General features: G+C 64.9%; 19 protein-coding genes and 1 pseudogene. 17 read left to right on the forward strand and 3 right to left on the reverse strand.

Features of this window, described 5'->3' with window-relative positions; all coding sequences use genetic code 11:
* Positions 1–97: 97 nt before the first annotated feature.
* The 3 genes from CCR82_RS09495 to sdhB are packed head-to-tail and all read left to right on the forward strand — an operon-like array spanning position 98 to position 3428.
* Positions 98–754 (forward strand): MDM10-complementing protein 1 domain-containing protein, encoded by a 657-nt coding sequence (locus tag CCR82_RS09495; protein ID WP_201245417.1) that lies wholly within the window; start codon positions 98–100, stop codon positions 752–754.
* Positions 751–2661, forward strand: a complete 1911-nt coding sequence (sdhA, locus tag CCR82_RS09500) for a succinate dehydrogenase (quinone) flavoprotein subunit (RefSeq protein WP_201245419.1) — start codon at positions 751–753, stop codon at positions 2659–2661. Before CCR82_RS09495 ends, sdhA begins: the two co-directional genes overlap by 4 nt.
* Positions 2661–3428, forward strand: coding sequence for a succinate dehydrogenase iron-sulfur subunit (gene sdhB / locus CCR82_RS09505; RefSeq protein WP_201245421.1), 768 nt, complete (start codon positions 2661–2663; stop codon positions 3426–3428). Before sdhA ends, sdhB begins: the two co-directional genes overlap by 1 nt.
* Positions 3429–3533: 105 nt before the next feature.
* Here sdhB and CCR82_RS09510 read toward each other — a convergent pair whose 3' ends face one another.
* Entirely contained in the window at positions 3534–7469 is a 3936-nt protein-coding gene (locus CCR82_RS09510; protein ID WP_201245423.1) for a DUF3683 domain-containing protein, read from the reverse strand.
* Between the two features lie 405 nt (positions 7470–7874).
* Between CCR82_RS09510 and CCR82_RS09515 the strand changes: the two genes are divergently transcribed.
* The 10 genes from CCR82_RS09515 to CCR82_RS09560 all read left to right on the forward strand — a co-directional run bounded on the left by CCR82_RS09515 (position 7875) and on the right by CCR82_RS09560 (position 19535).
* Positions 7875–8339, forward strand: a complete 465-nt coding sequence (locus CCR82_RS09515) for a (2Fe-2S)-binding protein (protein ID WP_201245425.1) — start codon at positions 7875–7877, stop codon at positions 8337–8339.
* 1 nt (position 8340) lies between these two features.
* Entirely contained in the window at positions 8341–10458 is a 2118-nt protein-coding gene (locus CCR82_RS09520; protein ID WP_201245427.1) for a xanthine dehydrogenase family protein molybdopterin-binding subunit, read from the forward strand.
* A gap of 85 nt (positions 10459–10543) precedes the next feature.
* On the forward strand, positions 10544–11608 hold the full coding sequence (locus CCR82_RS09525; protein WP_201245429.1) for an XdhC family protein: 1065 nt from the start codon (positions 10544–10546) through the stop codon (positions 11606–11608).
* Between the two features lie 260 nt (positions 11609–11868).
* The gene (locus tag CCR82_RS09530; RefSeq protein ID WP_201245431.1) at positions 11869–12426 is read left to right on the forward strand and encodes a nucleotidyltransferase family protein; all 558 of its coding nucleotides are present in this window, start codon (positions 11869–11871) and stop codon (positions 12424–12426) included.
* Positions 12427–12660: 234 nt separating this feature from the next.
* Positions 12661–13530: an EAL domain-containing protein gene (locus tag CCR82_RS09535; RefSeq protein ID WP_201245433.1), complete on the forward strand. Its 870-nt coding sequence runs from the start codon at positions 12661–12663 to the stop codon at positions 13528–13530.
* 106 nt (positions 13531–13636) lie between these two features.
* A complete protein-coding gene (locus tag CCR82_RS09540; RefSeq protein WP_201245434.1) occupies positions 13637–16234 on the forward strand; it encodes a hypothetical protein in 2598 nt (865 codons plus the stop codon).
* The gene (locus CCR82_RS09545; RefSeq protein WP_201245436.1) at positions 16234–16566 is read left to right on the forward strand and encodes a molecular chaperone DnaJ; all 333 of its coding nucleotides are present in this window, start codon (positions 16234–16236) and stop codon (positions 16564–16566) included. The genes CCR82_RS09540 and CCR82_RS09545 overlap by 1 nt, the downstream gene beginning before the upstream one ends.
* Complete coding sequence (locus tag CCR82_RS09550; protein ID WP_201245438.1) at positions 16567–17319, forward strand: nucleotide exchange factor GrpE; 753 nt, start codon at positions 16567–16569, stop codon at positions 17317–17319.
* Positions 17316–19076, forward strand: a complete 1761-nt coding sequence (locus CCR82_RS09555; protein WP_201245439.1) for an Hsp70 family protein — start codon at positions 17316–17318, stop codon at positions 19074–19076. Before CCR82_RS09550 ends, CCR82_RS09555 begins: the two co-directional genes overlap by 4 nt.
* Before the next feature lie 63 nt (positions 19077–19139).
* Complete coding sequence (locus tag CCR82_RS09560; protein WP_201245441.1) at positions 19140–19535, forward strand: hypothetical protein; 396 nt, start codon at positions 19140–19142, stop codon at positions 19533–19535.
* 149 nt (positions 19536–19684) lie between these two features.
* On the opposite strand, the gene CCR82_RS09565 is transcribed toward CCR82_RS09560, so the two are convergent.
* Positions 19685–20368 carry a secretin N-terminal domain-containing protein gene (locus tag CCR82_RS09565; RefSeq protein WP_201245443.1) on the reverse strand — a complete coding sequence of 228 codons (684 nt, stop codon included), beginning with the start codon at positions 20366–20368 and terminating at the stop codon, positions 19685–19687.
* A 147-nt stretch (positions 20369–20515) separates the two neighbouring features.
* Between CCR82_RS09565 and yrfG the strand changes: the two genes are divergently transcribed.
* Positions 20516–21391 carry a GMP/IMP nucleotidase gene (gene yrfG / locus CCR82_RS09570; RefSeq protein ID WP_201245444.1) on the forward strand — a complete coding sequence of 292 codons (876 nt, stop codon included), beginning with the start codon at positions 20516–20518 and terminating at the stop codon, positions 21389–21391.
* Here yrfG and CCR82_RS19340 read toward each other — a convergent pair.
* Positions 21371–21451 (reverse strand): annotated as a pseudogene (locus CCR82_RS19340) (hypothetical protein); the annotation flags it as partial. The gene yrfG and the pseudogene CCR82_RS19340 sit on opposite strands and share 21 nt — an antisense overlap.
* Before the next feature lie 440 nt (positions 21452–21891).
* Here CCR82_RS19340 and CCR82_RS09575 point away from each other — a divergent pair.
* The 3 genes from CCR82_RS09575 to CCR82_RS09585 all read left to right on the forward strand — a co-directional run bounded on the left by CCR82_RS09575 (position 21892) and on the right by CCR82_RS09585 (position 26125).
* Positions 21892–22749 carry an MBL fold metallo-hydrolase gene (locus CCR82_RS09575; RefSeq protein WP_201245445.1) on the forward strand — a complete coding sequence of 286 codons (858 nt, stop codon included), beginning with the start codon at positions 21892–21894 and terminating at the stop codon, positions 22747–22749.
* 189 nt (positions 22750–22938) lie between these two features.
* Positions 22939–24354, forward strand: a complete 1416-nt coding sequence (locus CCR82_RS09580) for a DUF4139 domain-containing protein (protein ID WP_242513379.1) — start codon at positions 22939–22941, stop codon at positions 24352–24354.
* A 361-nt stretch (positions 24355–24715) separates the two neighbouring features.
* Positions 24716–26125, forward strand: a complete 1410-nt coding sequence (locus CCR82_RS09585) for a form I ribulose bisphosphate carboxylase large subunit (protein WP_201245447.1) — start codon at positions 24716–24718, stop codon at positions 26123–26125.
* Positions 26126–26227 lie beyond the last annotated feature (102 nt).

Genomic DNA, 26227 nt, shown 5'->3' on the forward strand with positions numbered 1-26227 from the left:
GTTGCTTGATGCGAATATTCGCAAATAATGAGGCGCGTCAACGGACGCAAGCCCCGGGCTGACTATGCTGAAGGGAAACCCACGGCCACGGATCGCCATGTCCGCCTCCATCCAACATCCCCATTTCTTGCTACGCCGGTTGCACTCGCTGCTCGGCCTGGTGCCGGTGGGCGCCTTCCTGGTCTTCCATCTCTGGGAGAATTCCCAGTCTCGGTTCGGCGCGACCCATTACAACCAGGAGGTGGTGGGGGCGCTGCAGGGACTGAACTATCTGCTCTTGCTGGAAGTGTTCGTCATCGCGCTGCCGCTGCTGTTCCATGCCGGCTATGGCCTGCTGATCATCCGCACGGGACGCGCCGAGCCGCTGCGCTACGGCTATGTGCGCAACGGGCTCTACTGGCTGCAGCGGGTCTCCGGGGTGGCGCTGATCCTGTTCCTGCTGCTGCATGTGGGGCTGACGCGGATCGCCGGGCTGTTCGATCCCGCGATCAGCGCCGATCTGTTCGGCTATATGCAGCAGGCACTGGCGCAACCGCCGGTGTTCGCGCTCTATCTCGTCGGCGTGCTGCTGGCGGTGTTCCATCTGGCCAATGGGCTGGCCACTGCGGCCATCGTCTGGGGCTTGACCAGCAGTGCTGAGGCGCAGCGGCGATTCGGTTGGGTCTGCGCGGGACTTGGGCTGCTGCTCGCCGCGCTCGGGGTGCACGGGCTGCTCGGCTTCCTGATCGCGCCCACTGCTGGAGGTGTGGCATGAGCGCAAGCGCACGCCAGGTGATCGTCATCGGCGGCGGGCTCGGCGGCCTCTGGGCGACGCTCGCGCTCGCCGAGGCCGGCCATCGCGTGATGCTGTTCTCGCTGTTCGAGGTGATGCGCTCGCACTCGGCCTGCGCCCAGGGCGGCATCAACGCCGTGCTCGATATGAAGGGCCAGCACGACAGCGTGCAGCAGCACATCGTCGACACCATCAAGGGTGGCAGCTATCTCGCCAACCAGCCGCCGATCCAATCCATGTGCGAGGACGCACCGGGGCTGATCCGCACCTTCGAGCGCATGGGCGTGACCTTCTCGCGCACGCCCGAGGGGCTGCTCGATCAGCGCTTGTTCGGCGGCGTCAAGCACAAGCGCACCTGCTTCGCCGGCGCCAGCACCGGCCAGCAGTTGCTCTACGGCGTCGACCAGCAAGTGCGCCGTCTGGAGACCGAGGGCAAGGTCGAGAAGCAGGAATGGTGGGAGTTCCTGTCGATCGTCAAGGATGTCGACGGCGTCTGTCGTGGCATCGTCGCGATGGACCTGCGCAGCCTCGAGGTGCGCGCGTTCCGCGCCGATGCGGTGGTCCTGGCCAGCGGCGGGCTCGGGCAGATCTATGCGCCCAAGACCACCTGCTCGACCAACTCGACCGGCGCCGCCGCGAGCCGCGTCTACCAGCAAGGAGCGCGCTTCGCCAATGCCGAGTTCTTCCAATTCCATCCCACCGCGATGCTCGGCGAGGACAAGACGCGCCTGATGACCGAGGCCGCGCGCGGCGAGGGCGGCCGGGTCTGGGTGCCGAAGGACCCGGGTGATCGGCGCGAGCCGCTGCGCATCCCCGAGTCGGAACGCTTCTATTTCCTCGAGGACTGGTATCCGAGCTATGGCAACACGGTGCCGCGCGATATCGCCGCGCGCGCGATCTGGAAGGTCACCCGCGAGCTGGGGTTGGGCGTCGGTGGCGCGGATGCGGGTGAGAGCCGCGATCGAGTCTATCTGGACCTGACCCATCTGGATCGCAATTTCGTCTCGACCCGTCTCGGTGCCATCCTCTCGATCTATCGCAAATTCGCCGGTCAAGACCCGCTCGAGACGCCGATGGAGATCTTCCCGGCCGCGCACTATGCGATGGGCGGGCTGTGGGTCGACTACGAGAAAGACCCGACGCGCGGCGGTATGAAGGCGGGCAGTCCGCGCAATCACGCGACCAACATCCCCGGCCTCTATGCCTGTGGCGAATGCGACTATGCCTATCATGGCGCCAACCGGCTGGGCGCCAATTCATTGCTCTCGGCCTCGTACTCGGGGCGGGTCGCCGGCGAGGCGGTGGCGAGCTATCTGAGCGGGCTCGAGCAGGGGGCCGAGGCCGCGCCCGCCGCGCTCTTCGAGACCGAGTCGCGGCGCCAAGCCGACCTCAACCAACAGTTTTCGCGTCCGCGCGGCGACCAGAATCCGTTCCGCCTGCACCGCGAGCTTGGCGCCTTGATGACCACCCAGGTCGGCGTGGTGCGCGATAACGCCGAACTCGATGCGGCCCTCTCGAGCCTGCGGGAGCTCGAGCAGCGCTTCGAGCGGCTCGATCTGAGCGAATCCAGCCGCTGGGCCAACCAGAGCTTGGCGCATGCGCGCCAGGTCTTCGATATGGTGAAGCTGGCGCAGGTCATGGCCGCGAGCGCCCGCGCGCGCGATGAATGTCGCGGCGCCCATTTCAAGCCCGCGTTCGATCTCGCGATCCCTCAGGGCAAGTTCCCAGGCGATCCCGAATTCGAGGCCTATCGCGAGCGCTGGAAGGCCAACAATGCCGATTGGCTGAAGACCACGGTCGCCGAGTATCACCCGGATGGGCCGCGCATCGCCTTCGAGCCGGTCGATCTCGGGCTGCTGGCGCCCGAACAACCGAGGGATTACCGCTGATGCACGCCGAGGCGAACAGGCAAACCGTCGAGTTGCGCATCCGCCGTCAAGATCGCCCGAACGCGGCGCCCTATTGGCAGTCGTTCGTGCTCGAGGCGCGTGCGGGCGCCAATGTCGTCTCGTTGTTGATGGATCTGCGCGAGCACTGCGTCACCAAGGACGGCGAACGCGTCGATCCGGTCGCCTTCGAGCACAACTGCATGGAAGAGGTCTGTGGCGCCTGCGCCATGCTCATCAACGGCCTGCCACGGCCGGCCTGCTCGGCGCTGATCGCGGAGCTGGAGGCGCCGATTCGCCTCGAGCCGCTGCCCAAGTTCCCGGTGGTGCGCGATCTGATGGTCGATCGCGCGCGGATGTTCGAGCACCTCAAGCAGGTCAAGGCCTGGGTGCGCATCGATGGCGCCTGGGACAACCACGAGCGCGCACCGCGCATCTCGCCGCAGGATTGGGCCGCCAATTATCTCTACAGCCGCTGCATGAGCTGCGGCTGCTGCATGGCCGCCTGCCCGCAAGTCGGGTCGGATCAGGCCTTCGTCGGCCCGGCGCCCTTGGCTCAGGTACGGCTGATGAATGCCCATCCGACCGGGCGCTATGATAAGACCGAGCGCCTACACGCGATCATGGCCGAGGGTGGCCTCAGCGACTGCGGCAACGCCCAGAACTGTGTGCGTGTCTGCCCGAAGGCGATTCCGCTCACGACCGCCATCGGCGAGCTTGGGCGCCAGACCACGCTGCAGGCGTTGAAGGACCTCTTCGGCAACGATTGATGCGCCGTTGCTAGCAGCCCTCGCTAAGATAGGGGTTCCATGTAAAACATGTAAAACCTCGTGGATCGGTTGTTTCGTCATGGTCGATGACGCGGACTAGTGACGCTATAGCAACACTCGCTCGATACCACCAGCCTTCACCTGCTCCAAGAACCGCTGTTGCCAACCTTCGCCAAGGCGATGCTTGGCCATCTCGACGACGATGTAATCGGTCATCAGGCCGGTCTCATCGGCATATTTGGCCAGGCCCTGCTGGCAGGCGGGGCATGATGTCAGCAGCTTGACCTCGCCGTTCTCGGCGCGGGTCTTGCCGGTGAGCGCCTGGATGCCCTTGTTCAGTTCCTCGCTCTTGCGGAAGCGCACCTGATTGGCGATATCCGGGCGGCTGGTGCCCAGCGTGCCTGCCTCGCCGCAGCAGCGGTCTGACAAGGGCACTGGCTGACCCATCAGCTTTTCGGCGACCGAGGTCGGCTGATAGGTCTTCATCGGCGTGTGGCAAGGGTCGTGATAGAGGTACTGCTTGCCGCTGACGCCCTCCAGGCTCACGCCCTTCTCCATCAGGTACTCATGGATATCGAGCAGCCGGCAGCCGGGGAAGATGCGCTCGAACTCGTACTTGAGCAGCTGATCCATGCAGGTGCCGCAGGAGACGATGACGGTGCGGATATCCAGGTAATTGAGCGTGTTGGCGACACGATGGAAGAGCACCCGGTTCTCGGTGGTGATCTGGTGTCCCGACTCCTCGAGCCCGGCCGCGCGCTGCGGATAGCCGCAGCAGAGATAGCCCGGTGGGAGCACGGTCTGGCTGCCTTGCTCATAGAGCATCGCCAGGGTCGCCAGGCCGATATCCGAGAACAGCCGCTCGGAGCCACAGCCGGGGAAGTAGAAGACCGCGTCCGAGTCCTCGGTCACCTTGGCCGGATCGGCGAGGATCGGCACCCGCGTGCGGTCCTCGAGCCCGAGCACATGGCGGAAGGTGCGCTTGGGCAGATCGACCCGGATCGAGCGACTGACCAGGTTGACCGCCTGCCCAACCGGATTCGGCGTGCCGCTGCTGGCGCCCGGTTGTGCGTTCGTCTGCTCGGTCAGGTGCAGGCCCTTGGCCATCGCATTGGCCAGGTTCAACCCTTGGAAGCCCCATTCGGCCAGCCCCTTGCGCATCAGATGGATGGCCTGCGGATGCTGGGTATTCAAGAACGCCATCGCCGCCTTGGCGCCGGGGCTCGAGCGCTTCTTGCCGCGCTCGACCAGGATGCGCCGCATGCGCATGGTCACATCGCCAAAGTCGATATCAACCGGGCAGGGCGTCAGGCACTTGTGGCAGATGGTGCAGTGATCGGCGACGTCGTTCATCTCATCGAAGTGCCGCTCGGAGAGCCCGCGCCGGGTCTGCTCCTCGTACAGGAAGGCCTCGATGATCAGCCCGGTGCCGAGGATCTTGTTGCGCGGTGAGTAGTCCAGATTGGCGCGCGGCACATGGGTCATGCATTTGGGCTTGCACTTGCCGCAGCGTAGGCAGTTCTTGATGTCGTCGTTCAGCGCACCGAGCTCGGTCGCCTCAAGGATGATCGCCTCTTGCTCGACCAATTGCAGCGAGGGTGTATAGGCGCCTTCGAGGCCGGAATCCGGCATCAGCTTGCCAGGGTTGAAGCGTCCCTGCGGATCGACCCGCTGCTTGTACTCGGCAAAGGCGACGAGCTTCTCGGGCGCCAGATAACGTACTTTGGTCAGGCCGATCCCATGCTCGCCCGAGATCACGCCATCGAGCCGCTCGGCGATGGCCATGATCCGATCGACCAGCCGATCAGCCTCCTGCAGCATCTGATAGTTGGCCGAGTGCACCGGGATGTTGGTGTGGATGTTGCCATCGCCCGCGTGCATGTGCAGCGCGACGAACAGTCGCGCGCTGCGCACCTCGCGATGGATCTCGGCCAGGCGCTCGCGCACGCCAGTGACATCCTGACCAGCGAAGATCTCGGCGAGCCGATTGCCGACCTCCTTGCGATAGGTCTGGCGCAGGTCGCGGCGCAGCATCATCTCGAGCAGGCTGTCGCCGTCGCGGATCAGCGCGCGTTCCGGGTCGCGCAGCAGCACGGTCTGCTCGGCGGCGGGCTGATCCAGGCGCGCGAGGATCTGCTGCCAGCGCTGACGGGCGGCGCGCACCGCATCGCGGGCGGCGGCGCACTTGGCCTCGAGGATCGCCAGCGCCTCATCGGAGCGTTGGTACTCGCCGGCCGGCAGCGCCTCGCGCAGCGGGCCATCCAGATACTCGAGCACGGCCGCCATGATGGCGTCCTTGTTCTTGATCGACTGCTCGATATTCAGGCGCTCGATCTCGCGACTGTACTCGGCCAGCCGTGGCAGTGGGATGACCACGTCCTCGTTGATCTTGAAGGCGTTGGTGTGCCGCGAGATGGCGGCGGTGCGGGCGCGGTCGAGCCAGAAGCGCTTGCGCGCCTCGGGGCTGATGGCGATGAAACCCTCGCCATCGCGCGCCTTGGCCAGCTCGACCACGGCATCAGCGACTGACGCCACCGCAGCCTCGTCGTCCGAGACCAGGTCGGCGACCAGCACCATCTTCGGCAGCTCGCGCCGGGCGGCCTTGGTCGAGTAGCGCACCGCGCGCACATAGCGCTCGTCGAGATGCTCGAGGCCGGCGATCTGCACGTCGGTGCGCGCCTCGACGAAGTCCTTGATCTCGACGATCGCCGGCACGGCGCGGTTCAGATCGGTGCCGAAGAACTCCAGGCAGAGCGTGCGCACATGCTCGGGCATCCGGTGCAGGATGAAGCGCGCCGAGGTGATGAGCCCGTCGCAGCCCTCTTTCTGCACGCCGGGCAGGCCGCCGAGGGCCTTGTCGGTGACATCCTTGCCGAGCCCCGGCTTGCGCATCAGCGCGGTCGGGATCTCGAGCAGCTCGGGCTTGCCCTTAGGCGTGCGGCCGTCGGGCGCGAAGCGGGTGATGCGAAAGCGCGCGACCTCGGTGTCCTGCAGCTTGCCGAGGTTGTGATCCAGGCGCTCGACCTCGATCCAATCGGCATCCGGGGTCACCATGCGCCAGGAGGCGAGGTTATCGATCGCGGTGCCCCAGAGCACCGCCTTCTTGCCGCCGGCGTTCATCGCGACATTGCCGCCAATGCAGGAGGCGTCCTGCGAGGTCGGGTCGACGGCGAAGGCCAGCCCATTGGCATCGGCGAGATCGGCGACCCGGCGCGTGACCACGCCGGCACCGCAGCGCACCGTCGGCACCGGCTCGGCAACGCCGGGCAGGGCGATGCGCTCGACGCCAGACAGCGCCTCGAGCTTCTCGGTGTTGATCACCGCCGAGCGCGGCGAGAGCGGCACCGCCGAGCCGGTGTAGCCGGTGCCACCGCCGCGTGGAATCAGCGACAGACCGCAGTCGATGCAAGCGGCGACGATCGGCGCGACCTCGTCCTCGGTGTCCGGCAGGATGACCACGAACGGCATCTCGACGCGCCAGTCGGTGGCATCGGTCGCGTGCGAGACCCGCGCCAGACCGCCGAAGTCGATGTTGTCTTTGCGGGTGATGCCGCTGAGCCGTTTGCGCAGACGTTGGCGCAGCGCGCGATCAGCATCGAGCTGGGCATCGAAGCGGGCGATGGCCTCGCGCGCGGCGTTCAGCAGCGCGGCGGCCTCTTGGTTGTCGTTCAGGCGCAACTCGAACTGCTCGAGCCGATGTTGTAGCGATTCGAGCAGCAGCCGACGACGCTTTGGGTCCTCGAGCAGGTCGTCCTGCAGATAGGGGTTACGGCTGACCACCCACATATCGCCGAGCACCTCGAACAGCATCCGCGCCGAGCGCCCGGTGCGCCGCGACCCGCGCAGGCGCTCGATGCGCTGCCAGTTCTCCGCGCCGAGGAAGCGGATGACGATCTCGCGGTCGGAGAACGAGGTGTAGTTGTAGGGGATCTCGCGGATGCGAGACGTTGCGGTCGCGCTGTCACCGCTGTCGATGTGTTCAGGGGCGGCCGCGTTTGGCGACGTGAGCGTTTCTGGCTGTGAGCGGTCTGGATCGAGCATGAAGGACCATGGCACTGCTTAAAGAGACTGTAGATCTTATCGCAGCCAGGTGGGGAGCCGGCGATGACATCCGCCAGAACAACCTCGTGTCGGTACGGGTTAAGCAGCTGCTACCAGCCCCCAGAACACCGATCCTCGCCTGCCTCCGCCCCGGAGATCGCCAGGAAACGCTCATCTGCGGGCGTGGCACGCGCGCCATGAGAGTTCGGCCCGCAGCCGCCAAGAGGCCAATGAGGTTGGGTTTACAAGTCGACGCGATTGGGCCTGCGTTCAGTCACCGGTAGCTGAGGCTGCCCGAGCGTTGACGATCGCGCCACGCCTCCCTAACCTGACCTCCAGAAACGACATACAGTCCCCGAATGCCTGCCGTCACCGGCGGTGGCTTCAACAGGCGAGGTGATCCGCATGATCCGATTGACCGTCAACGGCCAGCAACAGGCGCTTGATGTCGACCCGCAGACACCCTTGCTCTGGGTGCTGCGCGACCATCTTGGCCTGACCGGCACCAAGTTCGGCTGCGGCATCGCCCAGTGCGGCGCCTGTACCGTGCATCTCGACGGGGTTGCCACGCGCTCCTGCGTCACCCCGGTATCGGCTGTGGAAGGCCGAGCGGTCACCACCATCGAGGGGCTATCGACGGATGCCGAGCATCCGGTGCAGCAGGCCTGGATCGACTTGGACGTACCGCAATGCGGCTTCTGCCAATCCGGCCAGATCATGGCGGCGGCCTCGCTGCTGGCAGAGAACCCGACCCCCAACGATGCCGATATCGACCAAGCGATGAGCGGTACCCTGTGCCGCTGCGGCACCTACAACCGCGTCCGAGCCGCGATCAAACGGGCCGCCGAAACCGGCACCGAGGAGGCTTGAAATGGGTATCACGAGACGCGGTTTCCTGCAGGCGAGCGCCCTCACCGGCGGCGGCCTGCTGATCGGCTTCCAGATCCCCACCATCGAGGCGCGCACCGCGCCGGTGGCCGAGGACGCCTTCGCGCCGAACGCTTGGGTGCGCATCGATCCGGACGGCACCATTACCGCCGTGGTCGGCAGCTCGGAGATGGGCCAAGGCGTGATGACCGCCATCCCGATGCTGCTGGCCGAGGAGCTGGAGGCGGACTGGTCTCGCATCCAGGCCGAATTCGCCCCCGCTGACGCGGCCTACACCAACCCGATCATCGGTCAGCAGCTCACCGGCGGCAGCACCGCCGTGCGCGGCTACTGGACCTCGGTGCGCGAGGCCGGTGCCGCCGCACGCATGATGCTCCTGGCCGCGGCGGCCCAGCGCTGGGGGGTGAGTGAAAACGCCTGCGTGGCGACGCAAGGCGAGGTCATCCACGAGGCCAGCGGCCGCCGCCTCGGCTATGGCGAGCTGGCCAGCGACGCGGCCAAGCAGCCGGTGCCGGAGTCGGTGTTCCTGAAGGAGTCGGATGAGTTCAACCTGTTGGGCACCGCGCAAAAGCGCCTGGACACCCCGCAGAAGTGCAATGGTCGCGCCCTGTTCGCACAGGACATCCAGCGTCCGAACATGCTCAACGCCGTGGTGCAGCGCTGCCCGGTCTTCGGCGGCACGCGCAAGGGCTTCGATGCCGAGTCGGCGCGCCAGATCAAGGGCGTGGTCGATGTGGTGCCCCTGCATGAGGATGCCGTGGCCGTGCTCGCCGAGACCTGGTGGCCCGCTGAGCAGGCGCGCAAGCAACTGACGATCGACTGGGACTTCGCCGGTCATGGCGACCTCTCCAGCGCCGACATCAGCCGCCAGTTCGAGCAGGCGGTCGACAGCGGCCAGAGCGTCCGCACCGAGGGCGATGTGAGCGCAGTCCTGAAGGATGCCGCCAAGACCCTCGACGCCACCTATGAAGTGCCTTATCTCGCCCATGCCTGCATGGAGCCGATGAGCTGCGTCGCTGAGGTGAGCGACGACGGCTGCGATATCTGGGTCGGCACCCAGGCCCAGACCCGCACCCAAGAAACCGGCATGGAGATCACCGGCCTGCCGCGCGAGCAGGTGCGGGTGCACACCCAGTTCTTGGGTGGCGGCTTCGGTCGTCGCTCGGAGCAAGACTTCGTGCGTGACGCGGTGGCATTGGCCAAGCAGACCGGGCGTCCGGTCAAGGTGATCTGGAGTCGCGAGGACGATATCCGCCACGATTACTATCGCCCGGCGACCCTGAACCGTCTCACCGCCGCCTTGGACGCGGACGGCAAGCCGCTGGCCTGGCGCCATCGGATCGCCGGATCCTCGATTCGCGCCCGTTTCTCGAGCGAGGTGCGCGAGAGCGGCATGGATGGCTCCTCGGTCGAGGGTGCCAAGAACCTCCCTTATGCCATCGATGCGCTCGAGGTGACCTATGCGATGGTCAATCCGCCGGTGCCGGTCGGCTACTGGCGCTCGGTGGGCAGCTCGCAGAACGCCTTCGTCACCGAGGCCTTCTTCGATGAGCTGGCGCAGGCCGCTGGCCGTGATCCCCTTGAGCTGCGCCTTGAGCTGCTTGCCGAGCAGCCACGCCATCTCGGGGTGCTCAAGCTGGCGGCGGAGAAGGCCGGCTGGGGCGAGCCCTTGCCGGAAGGGCGCGCCCGTGGCATCGCCGTGGCGGAATCCTTCGGCAGCTACTGCGCCCAGGTCGCGGAGGTCGAGATCGAGGACGATCAGGTCAAGGTCAAGCGCGTAGTCTGCGCCATCGATTGCGGCCAGATCGTCAATCCGTCCATCATCGAGGCACAGATGGAGGGCGGTATCCTCTATGGCCTCAATGCCACCCTCAATGGTGAGATCAGCATCAAGGACGGTCGGGTCGAACAGGGCAACTTCGATGACTATCCGCTCTTGGGCATCAGCGAGATGCCGGCGGTTGAGGTGCATATCGTCGACTCCGATGCCTCACCAGGTGGTGTTGGCGAGCCGGGCACGCCGCCGATCGCCCCGGCGGTCGCCAATGCGGTGTTCGCGCTGACTGGCAAGCCGGTGCGTCGATTGCCGATCCGGTTGTGAGTGGCCCGCGCTGGCGCGCCAGCATGACGGGTGGCGGGCCTCATGCGGCCTTTCTGGGTCGCGTCTCAGTGGCGGTTTCGCAGTCATGATTCAAGTGGATCAGCAGGTGCTAGAGGCGGCCGCTGGCTGGCTGCGGGCTGGTCGCTGTGTGCATCTGGTCACGGTGTTGCAGACCTGGGGCTCCTCGCCGCGCCCGGCTGGCTCGCTCTGGGCCTTGGCGCAAGAGGGGACGCCGGATGGCGCACAAGGTGGGGCGTCTCATCCGATGCGTGATGGGACACTGGCCAGGCTGGCGCAGGGCGACAGCGTCGGCTCGGTCTCCGGTGGTTGCCTTGAGGATGAGCTTCGTCGCCATCTGCGCGAGCGCGGCCCTTTGCCTCGGCCCGAGGTGCTGCGCTATGGCGTCACCGCCGCCGAGGCACAGCGCTTTGGGCTTCCCTGCGGCGGGCAGGTGGAGCTGCTGGCGGAATCGCTGTCAGACCCAGAACCGCTGGAGCATATCTTGGCGACACTCGCCGCGCGCGGGCGCATCGCGCGTCGTGTCGCCTTGGCCGATGGCGCTGTGAGCCTGGTCCCGGCCGGCCGTGACGAGGCCGAGCTGCAGCGCGATGAAAGTGCGGTCGTGCGGGTCTTCGGTCCTCGGCGGCGAGTGCTGCTGATCGGCGATGGGCTGATCGCGCGTCTGATCGCCGAGATGGCGCTGGCGCTTGGCGATGAGGTGATCCTCTGTGATCCGCGCATCCAGGACCCGGCCGGCTGGTCCTTGCCTGGTGTTCGCCTGGAGACCCGCATGCCGGATGATGCCGTGCGCGCTCAGGCCGTTGATCCGCTCAGCGCGGTGATGACGCTGGCGCATGATCCGCGTCTGGATGATCTGGCGTTGCTGGAAGCGCTCAATGCCGAGACCGGCTATGTCGGCGCCCTCGGCTCCCGAGCCAGCGACGCCCAGCGCCGAGAACGGCTGACCTCGCTCGGCGTGTCGGCTGCGCGGCTGGCGCGCTTGCGCGGCCCCATCGGGCTGGCGATTGGTGGCCGCACGCCGGCCGAGATCGCCGTCTCCGCCATCGCCGAGCTGATCGCGGTGCGTAACGGCTCGCCACTTGCTCAGCGCGAGCCGCTGAGTCCGGCTGGCGAGGCCGCGACTGGCTGAGACGCTGCATAAGAAATAACTGATTGTTTTTAAAGGGCTGAGACTCGGAAAGGTTGTGGCTATAGGGCTGCCCTATGGCCATTTTCACGACAAGCTTCTGATTTTTAGAGGATGAGTTCCTCTACAGCGTCTGAGCAGGTTTGGCGTAGACGCCTAGCGTCATCTGCCATGATGAGAGGTCATGAACATCCTGTGACCTCAGGCTATTGTCGGCCAATGATGCCCGGCAATCAGTTAGGACGGCTAATAGGTGGTGCGCGATGCCTGTTGGGTTGTTGCTGGCCGCAGGTGAGGGCCGCCGTTTCGGCTCCGATAAACGGCTGCATGTGCTGCCGGATGGCACGCCGATGGTAGTGGCCGCAGCGCGTCCGCTGCGCTTAGCGCTGTCTCGGGTGTTGGCGGTGGTGCGCGAGCCCGGGCCAGTCGCCGATCGTCTGGCAGCAGAAGGCGTGGATGTGATGATCTGCCCAGCCGCTAGCGCTGGCATGGGTCATAGCATCGCCTGCGGTGTGGCGGCTAGCCGCGACGCCGATGGCTGGTTGATCGCGCTCGGCGATATGCCGTGGGTCAGCACGCGCAGCATTGCGGCAGTGGCTGAGACCCTGACAGCCGGGGCGAGCGTGGCCCGCCCGGTCTATGAAGGTGTTGCCGGTCATCCGGTCGCCTTCAGTGCCGCTTTCGGTGCGACGCTTCTTGGTCTGCAAGGTGATCAAGGCGCGCGGGGTCTACTGCGACAGGCTGCGGTGACCGAGGTGCGGTGTACGGACCCAGGCGTGTTGCGTGATGTCGATCGGCCGCGGGATCTGCGGCTCACTTGAAGTCATTGCCAGCGGCATCCTCGGCAGCCCGTGGCCAGCGCGCGGTTGACTCCAGAGCCATGCAATCTGGCGCGATTGACGTCCGACCCTTAGACGCTGTATAAGAAATAACTGATTGTTTTTAAAGGGCTGAGACTCGGAAAGGTTGTGGCTATAGGGCTGCCCTATGGCCATTTTCACGACAAGCTTTTGATTTTTAGAGGATGAGTTCCTCTACAGCGTCTGACCGATGCCTTGAGCCGCGCTGATGCTGCCTGTTACGCGGCCAAGGATAGCGGGCGCAACCGGGTGCATCTCTATGATCCGGGCGACCGCGAACTGAGCTTGCGTCAGGGACAGATGACCTGGGTATCGCGCATCCAGCGCGCCCTTGACGAGGATGGCTTCCAACTCTTCTACCAGGGGATCGCGCCGGTAACGCACCCGCAGAATACCAACAGCCACATCGAAATACTGTTGCGCTTGACCGGCGATGTTGATGAGGTGATACCATCGGGCGCCTTTATCCCTGCCGCTGAGCGCTATGGATTGATGCCTGAGGTCGACTACTGGGTGGTCGAGCACTGCCTGCGGTGGCTATCGGCCTACCAAGCGAACGGTGGCGCTGAGATCAAGCGTTGTGCCATCAACCTCTCCGGGGCAACGCTCGGCAACGACAAGCACACGGCTCGCATCCGCGACTGTCTCAGGCGCCACCACATCGATCCCCAGCTGATCTGTTTCGAGATCACCGAGACCTCGACCATGGCCAACGTCGATCAAGCTAAACGCTTCATCAATGAGGTCAAACAGCTCGGCTGTCGCTTTGCCCTCGACGACCTCGGCAGTGGCCTGTCGTCGTTCGGCTATCTTCGTGATCTCGATGTGGATTTGGTCAAGATCGATGGCAGCTTCATTCGTGATCTCGACAGCAACCCGATCCATCGGGCGATGGTCGAGGCGATCGTCGGCATCGCCGGCGTGATGGGGCTCGGCAGCATCGCCGAGTTCGTCGAGAATGCGCGGGTGGTCGAGATCCTGCGCGAGATCGGTGTCGACTATGCCCAGGGCTACCACCTGGCCCGGCCGCGACCGCTGGCGGAGTATCCGCTGCCGTCGGGTTGAGGGCGTCGAGTCCAATTGAAGAGACCAGGTGACGAGGCTAAGTGAATGGCTCACGAGGCTGACCAAGCGTTCGCATTGATTAGCATGATCGATTAGGCTCTAGCGCATGGCTAAGAAGCGAAAGAAACAAGCACACCGATCGACCGCCAAAGCGGCCGTAACACAGAGTCCAGAGGCGCGTGAATCCGAAGCGCTGCAAGCGCTCGAGATCGGCCAGTATCGCGATGCGATCGCCGCGCTCAAGGCGCTGCTGAAGGACGATGCGGCTAGTGAGCGCAGTCATGCGCGGCAGCTGGCGCTCGCCGAGGCCTATGCCGGGCGGGCGCGCGAGCTGAGCGACAAGGGCATGCTCAAGGAGGCGCTGGTGCTCTGGGAGAATCGCGCCGCTCTCGGCCCCGAGGTGCCACCGGCCCTGGAGCACAGCCTGCTGTGTCTGCGTCTCGGCGATCACGCGCCGGCGTTACGGCACTGGTCGCGGGGCGAGGCGCTGTCGCGCGCCGAGCGCGAGCGCATCGGCGAGCAACTCGCGGCTGCGGTGCTGGCTGGCGATGAATCGCTGCTCGAGCAGCTCGCGGCCGATGATCCAGTCCGACGCCATGCCGAACCGGCGCGCGCCGCACTCGACGCCTACTGTGCCAATGAGGCTGCGGCGCTCGAGGCGGCGCTTGCGCAGATCCCGTTTCGCTCGCCCTATCGGAGCTGGGCCTTGTTGCTGAAGGCCCTCGCGCGCGCCGAGCGCGAGCCCGAGGCGACGCGCGAGATGCTCAAGCGCATCGATGACGATTCCGCCTTCGCGCCGCTGCGGCGCGCCGCCGAGATCGCCTTGCTCGAGGGCACGGATCTCATGCGCGCGCTCCTGCACGCCGGCCCTCGCCAGGCCGAGCTGGTCGCGCAACTGCGCGGTTGGTCCGCGCAACACATCAAGTTGGCGCGCGACCTGGCCGCGATCGAGAGCGATGCCTCCGCCGCCAAGGCGCCGAGTCAGCAGGCCCTGCAGCGGGTGCTGCAGCGTCACCGCGATCTGCTCGGCGCGGAGTGGGTGCAACAGGTCTCGCTGCGGTTGCTGCCGCCGATCCCCGAGCCCTGGGATCGACGCCCGAAGGGCTGGAACGCCTTGAGCGCGCCGGAGCGGGCGCTGGTCGAGGCCTGGAACGCCGAGGCGCATCACAACACCTACGGTTGGGACCTGTCGGAGGCCTGGGAGCGGGTCGCCATGACGCTGGAGGAGGCGTCGAAAGCGGGCGTCGATCAGGAGCGCGCGCTGGCGATCGCCTTGGCGCTGCGCCGCTTCGATGCGCGCTTCCGGGTGCTTGAGGCCGATCAGCCGGACCTTGACCCGGACTCGCCCGAGACGATCGCCGCCGGCCAGCTCGAGCGCAGTCTGGAATGGGACCCCGACCACTGCGAGACCTATCTGCGCCTCATCCGTTGGTATCGGCGCGCCGATCAGCTCAAGGATGCCCGGCGCATCCTGAGTGCTGCCCAAGCGCGCTGGCCGCGCGACATGGCGGTGCTGGAGGCCGCGATGCAAACCGCGCTCGCCAGCAACGCCTTCAAGAAGGCGGCGGGTCTGGCGCGGCAGATGCTAGAGATCGATCCGATCAACAACAGTGTGCGCCAGCAGTTGGTCAAGGCGCATCTCCAGCATGCCGCCAAGCAGGTGCGTAACCGCCGTGGGGATCTCGCGCTCAAGGAAATCGGCGAGGCGCGCGCGTGGGTCGGGCGTGCGGCGGGGCTCGAGAGCCTGCGTGAGCGCCTGCGCTGGATCGATGGCGTGCTGCAGATGATCTATGTCGAGCGCGAGGCGGGACGTGCCCGCCTGCTCGAGCAGCTCGAGCAACGCGGCGAGGGCATGCTGGGGCGCGTCGAGCTGATGCTGGCGATCGATCTGCTCGGGCTGCGCCAGGATCAGACCACCGAGCTGCTCGGCTTGCGCGTGGGCAAGGTGCGCGAGCGTGACGATCTGCTCGCGATCATCACCCAGTTACGCGACTTCCTCGAGCAAACCAGCCGCTTTACGGTGCGGCTGGTCGAGCAGTTGCAAGCCATGTTGAAGGGGGCTCCCTGGAAACGGCTTGAGCGCTCGGAGCTGGAGCTGGCCTGCGAGACGTTCGGTCGAATGCAGCTCAATGCCGCGCGTCAGGAGGCCGCGCAGGCGGCGCTGAAGCGTTGGGCGCGCACACCGATATTCGAGTACCACCTCTACGCCGCCAAGTATGCCAAGAGCGGCCACCCAAGTGCCAAGGAGATAGATCGGATGCAAGAAGCGTTGATGCAGGCGCAAGAGGTGGGCGACATGCGTGTTGCCAACCAGCTGCGGGAGTTGATGCAGGAGTTCCTGCCCTTCGGCGGCTTACCGGGGCCGGGCTTCGATCCGGATTTCGATCCAGACGAGGAAAATGATATTCCCTCGGCCGAGGTCGCCGCAGCCCTCACCGGCGCGCTCGGACTCGACCACTTGCTCGACGCCCTGCGGCGAAAGCCATTGAAACAGGCGCTCAAGGAGACGAACATGCCCAAGTTCTTGCGCGACCATTTCCTGGCGATTGCCCGCGAGGAGGGCGAAGAGGTGGTGGTCGCGCTCCTCGAGGATATGGTGTTGGGTGCTGCGGCGAGCCTTGACGATGCGCCGCAGCCGCGTCCCGCCTCGGGACAGCGCAAGCGTACATCCAAGAAGAATCCGTTCAATTTCGATCTGTTCTAATGTCTGATCCCTTTCTGACCCTCGGCATCGATCCCGATGCCGACGACGCTGCAGTCGAAGCAGCCTATCGCAGCGCCATCAAGCGCAATCCACCTGATCGCGAACCGGCCGCTTTTCAGACCGTTCGCGAGGCCTACGAGCGCGTGCGCACCCAGCGCGATCGGATCGCCTATCGGCTGTTCGAGACCGAGCCGCCGCAACCGCTCGACCTGCTGCGCCGGGCCGAGGCGAGGCGCCACACCGTCGCGCCGGATGCTGGGGCAGGGGATGAGCCGGCCAGCAACCGGCCCGCTCCAGAGCTGATCAAGGCCCTGCTGCGAGGAGCGCACTAAGTGGATAGCGCGACCAAAGATGCGTTGGCGGAACGCTTTCGCGCCTATCTGGATCAACCGCCGGCGGCTGTCGGGGCCAACGCGGGCTCGCACGGCGATGCACGGGATCCCACGGACCTCCCTGAAGATGCGCCAGATCTGTTCAGTCTGCTCGCCGAAGTCGCGGCACTGAAGAACGAGGTCAAGCTCGAATCGCGGCAGGTCAAGACCGCGCTCGACGAGTTTCGGGGGCTGTTCGAGACCCTGCAATCGGCCAATACACGCCTTGAACAGGAGCAGCAGCGTCGACGCGAGCAGGAGCGCGGCGCGCGCGCCCGCGAGCGCAAGGAATTGCTGCTGGAGCTGTTGGAACTGCGCGACCGACTCGATGCCGGGCACGGCAGCGCCGCAGGCTATCGTCCCAAGGGGCTGTTCGGTCGGCGCCAGGCGCGCGGCTTCGCGGCAGCCATGGCCGAGGGCCTGGCGATGAATCTACGCCGGCTCGACGAGACCTTGGCGCGCCGCGGGGTGCGCCCGCTACCGTCACTCGGCCAGCCGTTCGACCCGCATCGGATGCATGCCGCCGAGCTGGCCTTCGACCCCAAGCTCCCGGTCGGTCAGGTGATCGCGGAGCGCCGCTGCGGCTTCCTGCTCGATGGCGAGCTGCTGCGTGCCGCCGAGGTGGTGGTCAATCGGCCCGAATCCGCCGAGCCCACCAAGCCTGCCGACCCTATCGTCCAGACATCGACCGAGTATTGCGAATCTTCATCATGAGCGACATCATCATCGGTATCGATCTTGGCACCACCAACTCGGAGGTCGCGGTACTGCGCGACGGCCGCCCGGAGGTGCTCGAAATCGACGGCTCCCGCATCCTGCCCTCGATCGTCGGCCTTGCCGATGACGGCTCGCTGCTGGTCGGCCAAGCCGCGCGCAATCAATACGCCCTCTACCCAGAGCGCACCATCCGCTCGGTGAAACGGCGCATGGGTGAGGATGTGCTGTTGCCGATGGGCGATCAGTCCTACAGCCCGCAGGAGGTCTCGGCGCTGATCCTGAAGCGGCTCAAGGCCGCCGCCGAGACGCAACTCGGCGAGGCGCTCGGCAAGGCGGTGATCACGGTGCCGGCCTATTTCTCCGACGCTCAGCGTCAGGCGACGCGCAATGCCGGCGAGCTGGCCGGGCTCGAGGTGGTGCGCATCATCAATGAGCCCACCGCCGCCGCCTTGGCCTACGAGGTCAACGCTGTGGAGCCGCGCACCATCCTGGTCTACGACCTCGGTGGCGGGACCTTCGACTGCTCGGTGGTGCGCGCTGGCGGCGAGATCACCGAGGTGCTGGCCAGCCATGGTAACAATCACCTCGGTGGTGATGATTTCGACGCCAAGCTCATCGCGCATGTGGTCACGCATCTCCAGGAGCAGCACGGCTGTGATCCACGCGAGGATGCGGCCGCGATGGCACGCATCACCCGCGCCTGCGAGGCGGCCAAGATCGCGCTCAGCGATGCCCCCTATGCGCGTATCGACGAGGAATATCTGCTGCCGGATCGCGACCCGCCGGTCAACCTGTCGCTGGAGATCAGTCGCCTCGACTACGAGGCGATGATCGAGGGCTATCTCGACGAGACCCTGGAAGCGGTGCATACCGCGCTGAAGGGCGCCGAGTTGACCGTGACCGACATCGACGAGGTGGTGCTCGTCGGCGGTGCCACGCGCACCCCGGTGATCCAGCGCCGACTCGAAGAGATGCTCGGCATGCAGCCGCGCGCCGAGATTGATCCCGACCTGTGCGTGGCCGCCGGGGCGGCGATCCAGGCAGGGGTCATGGCGGGGCAGTCGACCAGTACGGTGCTAGTCGATGTGACGCCCTATACCTTCGGTACCAGCGCCCTCGGCGAGATGAACGGGATGACCTATCCGTATTGCTTCGTGCCGGTGATCCGCAAGAACACGCCGATCCCGACCAGCAAGACCGAGGCCTTCTTTACCATGGTCGACGGTCAGGAAGCGGTCGATGTGCGCATCTATCAGGGAGAGGACCGCGATGCGCTCAATAACACCGAGATCGGCTCTTTTCGGATCGAGGGACTGAGCGATGTGCCGGCCGGCAATCAGATCCTGATGCGCTGTGATCTGGATCTGGACGGCATCCTCAAGGTCACAGCGGTCGAGAAGCGCACCGGGCTGGAGAAACACATCGAGATCGATAATGCTACCACGCGTTTCGAGGCGCAAAAACTCGGCGCGGCGAAACAGCGCTTGTCGCGTCTCATCGATGGCGATGCCGAGTATGTCGACGCCGCCGAGGGCGGCGCGGACGCCGACACCGAGCAGCACCGCGAGCAGGTGCAGGCCAAGGCCTTGCTCGACAAGGCCGAGCGCCTGCTCGAGACCGCGAGCGCCGAAGACAAGGAAGACCTGATCGACCTGGTCGAGGCGGTGCGCGATACCTTGGATGCCTCGGATATGGCCGGTCTCAAACGCTCGACGGATGCGCTTGCGGACCTGCTCTACTACCTCGAGACTTAAAGCCGCGGGCGAAACGGATAGCCGCGTGTGGCGACGATGACCGACTGGATTGCAAGACCCGTCATGGACCGCTGCCCTAACTGCCGTGCCCGTCTCGATGGCGCCGAGACCTGCCGCCGCTGCGGCATGGAGCTTGGTCTGCTGCGGGCGACTGAGCGCGCCGCCGATGCCTGGCTGCGCCGCGCCATCGCGCATCTGACGCGGGATGAGTTCGAGTGCGCTCGGCAGGCGTTGCATCGGGCCTTGGCGCTGCGCCGCGATCCGCTCGCGGAATCACTGCGTGGCTTGCTGCACCGGACATCGTCAGCCGTCTTCGAACCGCTGACAGCGAGTGCTACGGCTGCGGCGAGTCCCGATGATGGCGCGGAACCGGAAACGGAAACGCTCGCGGATCACGTCGCACGCATCCCAGGTAGAGGCCTTCGCGCCTTCTACAGCCGGCTCTTTCACCGGCGTTGAATCGTGACTTCAGCGGTTGCATCCAGAGGCCGAGCAACGACCGATGGCTCGCTGGGGTGCGTCCGCGACCCGCTACGCTGGCCGTCATGGTTGACGCAGAGGCGCAGTCCGCGCCCAATGGCCTGCCTGGCGCCGCGCGCGCTGCCGCATCATGGCAGAGGAAGCACCTCCACTTGCACTTCCCAGAGGCGATTGCCGTGTAACTGGGAACCGTAGACCCGATTGCTCCCGCGCGCGCTCCGTCTGCGATCTTCCGCGCCCAGCGCCACCCATTCGCCGGGCTTGACGCGGCGGACGGTCGTCACATCCGCGGTCTCGTACGCCGGTCGCCCCAGGTGAGGCTCGTTATGGATCGCGGTGATCTGAAGTTCCACCTGGTCTTCGCTGAGCACCGTCGGGCGCACTAGAAAACCGCTGCTGATATCGACGTCCTCGAGGGCGACAGCGGGGCTCCAGCCGCCGCGAGCGGCAACCGGCAGCCGTGTGATTTGGCCAGAAGAGATCAGGGCAAACTGCTGGTCCTGGACGGTGATATGACGTGTTGAGTCCCGGCCGGTGCTGTAGCTCCGGCTGGAGTACCCTTCGCGGCTGTTGCTGTTCGCCACGCTGCTGTGGCGGAGCGAGAGCCTCACCTGGCGGGGTGGTTGGTCAATCCGCTGGAGCAGTGTCTCGATCTCGCTGAGCTGTTCGGGCTCCGCCCTGACTACGAGGCTCTGGCCATTGGCCGAGAGCCGAGGTTCACTCCCATAGAGGTCGCGCAGCTGTGGAATGATGTCACTGGCGCGCCGATGCTCCAGCTCGAAAACGCGGTTTTCCGCAGCGCCGACGGCCATGCTGGCGCAGAGGCACATGATTAGGCTGACAAGCAGGTGAAGAGGCTTTTGCATTGATGCTGAAGTGCTTCCAACGTGAGATGGGTGGCAGCGCCCCCAAATCTTTGCGAGCGATACGATCATTTTACCACTGAGCCGAGCCGAATCATGCTGGATTGGAGCTGTATCGACACCGTGTTCCTCGACATGGACGGCACCTTGCTGGATCTGCGCTTCGACAACCACTTTTGGCTCGAGCATGTCCCGCTGCGCTATGCCGAGTCCAGAGGGATCTCGCTGGCGGCCTCGAAGGACGCCCTCTATGCGCGCTATCAGGCGCTCCTGGGCTCGCTGCAATGGTACTGCGTCGATCACTGGACGCAGGAGCTCGCGCTCGACATTGCGATGCTCAAGGCCGAGGTCGAGCATCTGATCGCGGTTCATCCGCATGTGCTGAGCTTTCTCGAGGCCTTGGCCGCTGCTGGCAAGCGGCGCGTCCTGGTGACTAATGCGCATCAGAAGTCGATCGAACTGAAGATGAGCAAGACGCGTCTTGATGGCCATCTGGAGCATATCGTCTGTTCCCACGATCTGCTGGCTGCGAAGGAGTCACCCGAGTTCTGGCCGCGGGTGCAAGAGGTCGAGCCCTTTGATCCGCAGCGGACCCTGTTCGTCGATGACAGTCTGCCGGTGCTGCGCGCTGCACGGCAGTATGGCTTCCGCTGGCTGCTGGCGATCCTAATGCCAGACTCTGCGCAGCCCGTGCGCAGCTGTGAAGAGTTTGATGCGATCGAGGACTTTTCAGCGTTGTTGCCTGGGCTGGAAGCCATGGCGCCCGCGGCGGCGAATGCGGCGCAAGGCCCTGAGTCGGTCGCCAAATCAACCAGAGGCGACCCCAGGACAAGGCCAGCATCAGCAGGCCGAGACCGACCATGCCCCGGAAGGCGTAGAAAGGGATCAAGAACGGGGCCGCTCATCCATGGGTATCGTGACGATGCCAGGCTCTTCGGCGCTGAAGTTGCCCTGAGCGACGAAGCTGCCTAAGAAGGGCAGCGTGATCTCGAAGCGATTGCGCTCGTTGGCAAGGTCTGGCCAAGCGAGCAAGACCAGCCTTGCCGGTTGCTCGGTCTACCAGCGGCCCTTGAGGGTGGTGAACTTGCTCGGCGGTGTACTCGCCATTGAAGTGGCCGTACCCAATTTGAAGCGGCGTCAACACCGCGGCGATGCAGAAGGCCGTGGTCAGGAGACGGTGAAGGCAAGCTGCAGCCGCGAGATTGAGACAGGGTCAAGATCTAAGATGGGGCCTCTCTGAGGTGGTCGGCGGAGCCTAGTTGAAAGAGTAAGCTGTTCTCGCTACCAGGAGCGCATCCTTCAAGGATGATGGCGACGAGGGGGTGCGCCGGCAAGCCCATTGGGTCAAGCTGTCGGGGCGCTGTGTCAAGGCCAGCTAGCCTTTGTTGCTCGCCTGCTTGCCCTAGCTCGTCATAGACCGCATGCTGCCGTCGCCCAACACCAAAGCGAGACGAATAACGAGGGCCTTATCGATGTCCAATCCCTTTGCCACCTTGTGTCAATCCATGTTCCTTTTCCTGCTTTTGCCAACCGCAGCGCTTGCGACCTCGGAGCCAGCGCCGATCGACATCGAGATGTTGCTCAAACAGGTCTCGGAGCATGTCTATTACGCGCAAGTTATGGCTGGGATCGCCACGGACAACAAGGGGTTTATCTCCAATGCGGCTGCGATTGTGACCCACTATCATGCGGATCACATCTACGGGCTTCAGGTCTTTGAAGATCTCGACGCAGAGATTATTGCGCCAGGCGGTTTTCAGGATTACCTGGACTCGCCCGCGGCCGACGAACGGCTCGAGGAGCGGCGCTTCTCGCTCTCGCCCTGGGTCAACGAGGACACCCGACTCGTGCGCCCGGATCGGGTGATTGTCGAGCAGACGGAGATGAGTCTGGGCGGCGTGACCTTGGATATTCGTTATCTGCGGCCGGCACATTCCGACGGAGACCTCGCGGTGCTGGTCCGGCCAGATCAGGTTTTGATCTCGGGCGACATCATCTTCGAGGGGCGTATACCCTTTACCGGGAGTGCCAACACCGGTCGCTGGCTGGAGGCGTTGGAAAGTCTGGATCAGGTCGGGGTCGAGGCGCTGATCCCCGGCCATGGGCCGGCAGAGCGCGAGCCTGCCGAGGCGGTGCACAGCACGCTGGAGTATTTGCGCTACACCCGCGGGGTGATGGCTGAGGCCGTCGACGAGATGACGCCCTTTGCCGAGGCCTACGAGGCCGCGGATTGGTGGCGCTTCGAGCGGTTGCCGGCCTTTGCCGCCACCCATCGGCGCAATGCCTACGGCATCTATCTCTCACTTGAGCAAGAGATATTCGGGGAATGAGCCCACCAAAGCCGATGGTAGTTAAAGAGATGGCCGGCTCAGGCTCTTAGGCTTGGCCCCTGAGTTAGCCCAGCGCTGGCTCGGAATTGACTTGCTGCTGAGGGGAACTGAATGAGACCGACCTTTGCGATTGCATCCTGCCTGATTGCGTCTATCGCACTTCCAAGCATCGGGACGGCGGAGACGACGATGGCGGATTCCAATGAGCCGGCGCCTGCGCCGGAAGTCCGTGAACAGCGCAGTACGCTCGAGGATCAGACCGCAGTCGCGGTCACGATCTACAACGAGGATCTAGCCCTGATCCGTGACAGCCGCCGGGTCGAGCTGCCGGCAGGGCGCAGCGAACTAGCGTTTCGCGACGTTAGCGGGCAAATCCGTCCGGAGACGGCGTTGCTGCGGGCCACCGAGGGTTCGGCGCCACAGGTGATCGAGCAGAACTTTGATTTCGACCTGTTGACGCCGGCTGCGTTGCTCGAAAAATACGTGGGCCGCGAGGTTGGGCTCGTCAGGACCCACCCCACGAGTGGCGAGGAGACCGAGGAGACAGCAACCGTGCTTGCGGCCACTGAGGGCGTGGTGCTGCGGGTCGGCGATCGGATCGAGACCTTCCAGGTCGGCAAGGCGCCGGGACGCATCGTCTACCGCGATATCCCCGCGACCCTGCGCGATCGCCCAACACTGGTGTTGACCTTGGAGAGCGAGGAGGCTGGCAGCCGGCGACTCGAACTGAGCTATCTCAGCGGCGGGCTCGGCTGGAAGGCGGACTATGTGGGTGAGCTCTCAGCGGACGAGCAGCAGCTTGATCTCGCAGGCTGGGTAACGCTGACCAATCGCAGCGGCACCAGCTATCGCAATGCCCAGCTACAGTTGGTGGCTGGCGAGGTGAATCAGGTGGAGGAGGCGATGCGGGCCCCGCAGCACGAGATGATGGCGATGCGTTCCGCTTCGCCGGCACCCAACATGCGCGAGGAGAGTCTGTTCGAATACCATCTCTATTCGCTCGCGCATCCAACCAGCATCGCCGACAACCAGACCAAGCAGGTCGCGCTGCTCGATGCACCGGGCGTGACTGTTGGCAAAGAGCTCCTCGTGCAAGGCGATCAGCAGGCGTATCGCGAGCCGCGTGGCAAGCTCGCACAAGCGCTCCCGGTAACTGTGTACCTGACTGCGACCAACGATGAGGCCTCGAATCTTGGGCTGCCGCTGCCAGCGGGTATCCTGCGCATCTATCAGCGCGACAGCCAAGGCAATGCCCAGTTCATCGGCGAGGACCGGGTCGACCACACGCCGAAGAATGAGACCATCCGCCTCAAGCTGGGCCGCTCATTCGACGTCACCGCCGAGCGCAGGCAGACCGAATTCAAGAAGCTCTCAGGGACCGGTCCTTGGCAGTATCAGTTCGAAGGCGTCTACGAGATCTTGCTCAGGAATGCCAAGTCGGAGCCCGAGACGGTGGTGATTCAGGAGCGCATTCCTGGCGATTGGACCATGCTGGAAGAGAGCGCCGCGCACGAGAAGGGGAATGCCGATACCGCGGTCTGGCGGCTCGAGGTCCCGGCCGAAGGCGAGTCAAGGCTGAGCTATCGAGTCCGCGTGCGCTACTAGGGCCTGCTGTGCACAGCCAGGCTACGCTGAGCGCGCCGGTGGGGCCGAGCAGTGCCCCCCGTGATCGGTCGATCGATTGCTCTGGGTCAATGTGATGCGCGCTGGCTCATAGTCGCTATTGCTGCACCGTCACGGCTCGTTTATCGTGCCGAGCGCACTAAAACGGCGCCGTTGACGGTCCTCGCCATAGACGGAAATCGATTCCGTCGATCGAAACAATCGATTTCCGCTGAAGACTGCACGGGGCGTATGGTTATCGGGTTTTCAGCGGCATCGTTGCCGAGCCCTCCGAACACGATCCTGAGTTAAGGCAACCCGGATCAAGCGAAGCAGACGCAGAACAGACCCACAGGAGCTGAGCATGAGCAAAAAGTACGACGCCGGTGTTAAAGAATACCGGGACATGTACTGGACCCCCGACTATGTCCCGCTGGACACTGACCTGCTGGCCTGTTTCAAGGTCACTGGGCAGCCCGGCGTCCCCCGTGAAGAGGTTGCTGCTGCCGTCGCCGCTGAATCCTCGACCGGTACTTGGTCAACGGTTTGGTCAGAGCTGCTGACCGACCTTGAGTACTATAAGGGCCGCGCCTATCGCATCGAAGACGTGCCTGGCGACAACGAGTCCTTCTACGCCTTCGTCGCCTATCCGATCGACCTGTTCGAGGAAGGCTCGATCGTTAACGTGCTGACCTCGCTGGTTGGCAATGTGTTCGGCTTCAAGGCGCTCAAACACCTGCGTCTGGAAGACATCCGCTTCCCCATCGCCTATATCAAGACCTGCGGTGGCCCGCCGGCCGGTATCCAGCTCGAGCGCGACCGCCTGAACAAGTACGGCCGTCCGCTGCTCGGCGCCACCATCAAGCCAAAGCTGGGCCTGTCCGCGAAGAACTACGGCCGCGCCGTCTACGAGTGCCTGCGCGGTGGGCTAGACATGACCAAGGACGACGAGAACGTCAATTCGCAGCCGTTCATGCGCTGGCGCGACCGCTTCGAGTTCGTCGGCGAGGCCATCCAAAAGGCCCAGCAAGAGACCGGTGAGCGTAAGGGGCATTACCTGAACGTGACCGCCTCGACGCCGGAAGAGATGTACAAGCGCGCCGAGTTCGCCAAGGAAGTCGGCTCGCCGATCATGATGCACGACTTCCTCACCGGCGGCTTCACCGCCAACACCGGCCTGGCCAACTGGTGCCGCGAGAACGGCATGCTGCTGCACATCCACCGCGCCATGCACGCCGTCATCGACCGCCATCCCAAGCACGGTATCCATTTCCGTGTGCTGGCCAAGTGCCTGCGCCTCTCCGGCGGTGATCACCTGCACACCGGTACCGTCGTCGGCAAGCTCGAGGGCGATCGCCAATCCACCCTCGGCTTCGTCGATCAGTTGCGCGAGTCCTTCGTGCCGGAAGACCGCTCGCGCGGTGTCTTCTTCGATCAGGACTGGGGCTCGATGCCTGGTGTCTTCGCCGTCGCTTCCGGTGGTATCCACGTTTGGCACATGCCAGCACTGGTGACGATCTTCGGTGATGACTCCATGCTGCAGTTCGGTGGTGGTACTCAGGGGCATCCCTGGGGCAATGCCGCTGGCGCTTGCGCTAACCGTGTCGCCGTCGAAGCTTGTGTCAAGGCGCGCAACGAGGGTCGTGAGCTCGAGAAAGAGGCTCGGGAGATCCTCACCGAGGCTGCGCAGCACAGCCCAGAGCTGGCCATTGCGATGGAGACCTGGAAGGAGATCAAGTTCGAGTTCGAGACCGTCGATAAGCTCGATACCTGATCGGTTGATCCCGCTGGGAGCGGCCGCGCCCTAGGCGCCTGTTCCCGGCCTGCTCCCCAGCGGAGCATGGCTTCATCGGCCTTCGCCATCTCACATTCGAAC

The sequence above is a fragment of the Halochromatium salexigens genome, assembly GCF_016653295.1.
GTDB lineage: Bacteria > Pseudomonadota > Gammaproteobacteria > Chromatiales > Chromatiaceae > Lamprobacter > Lamprobacter salexigens.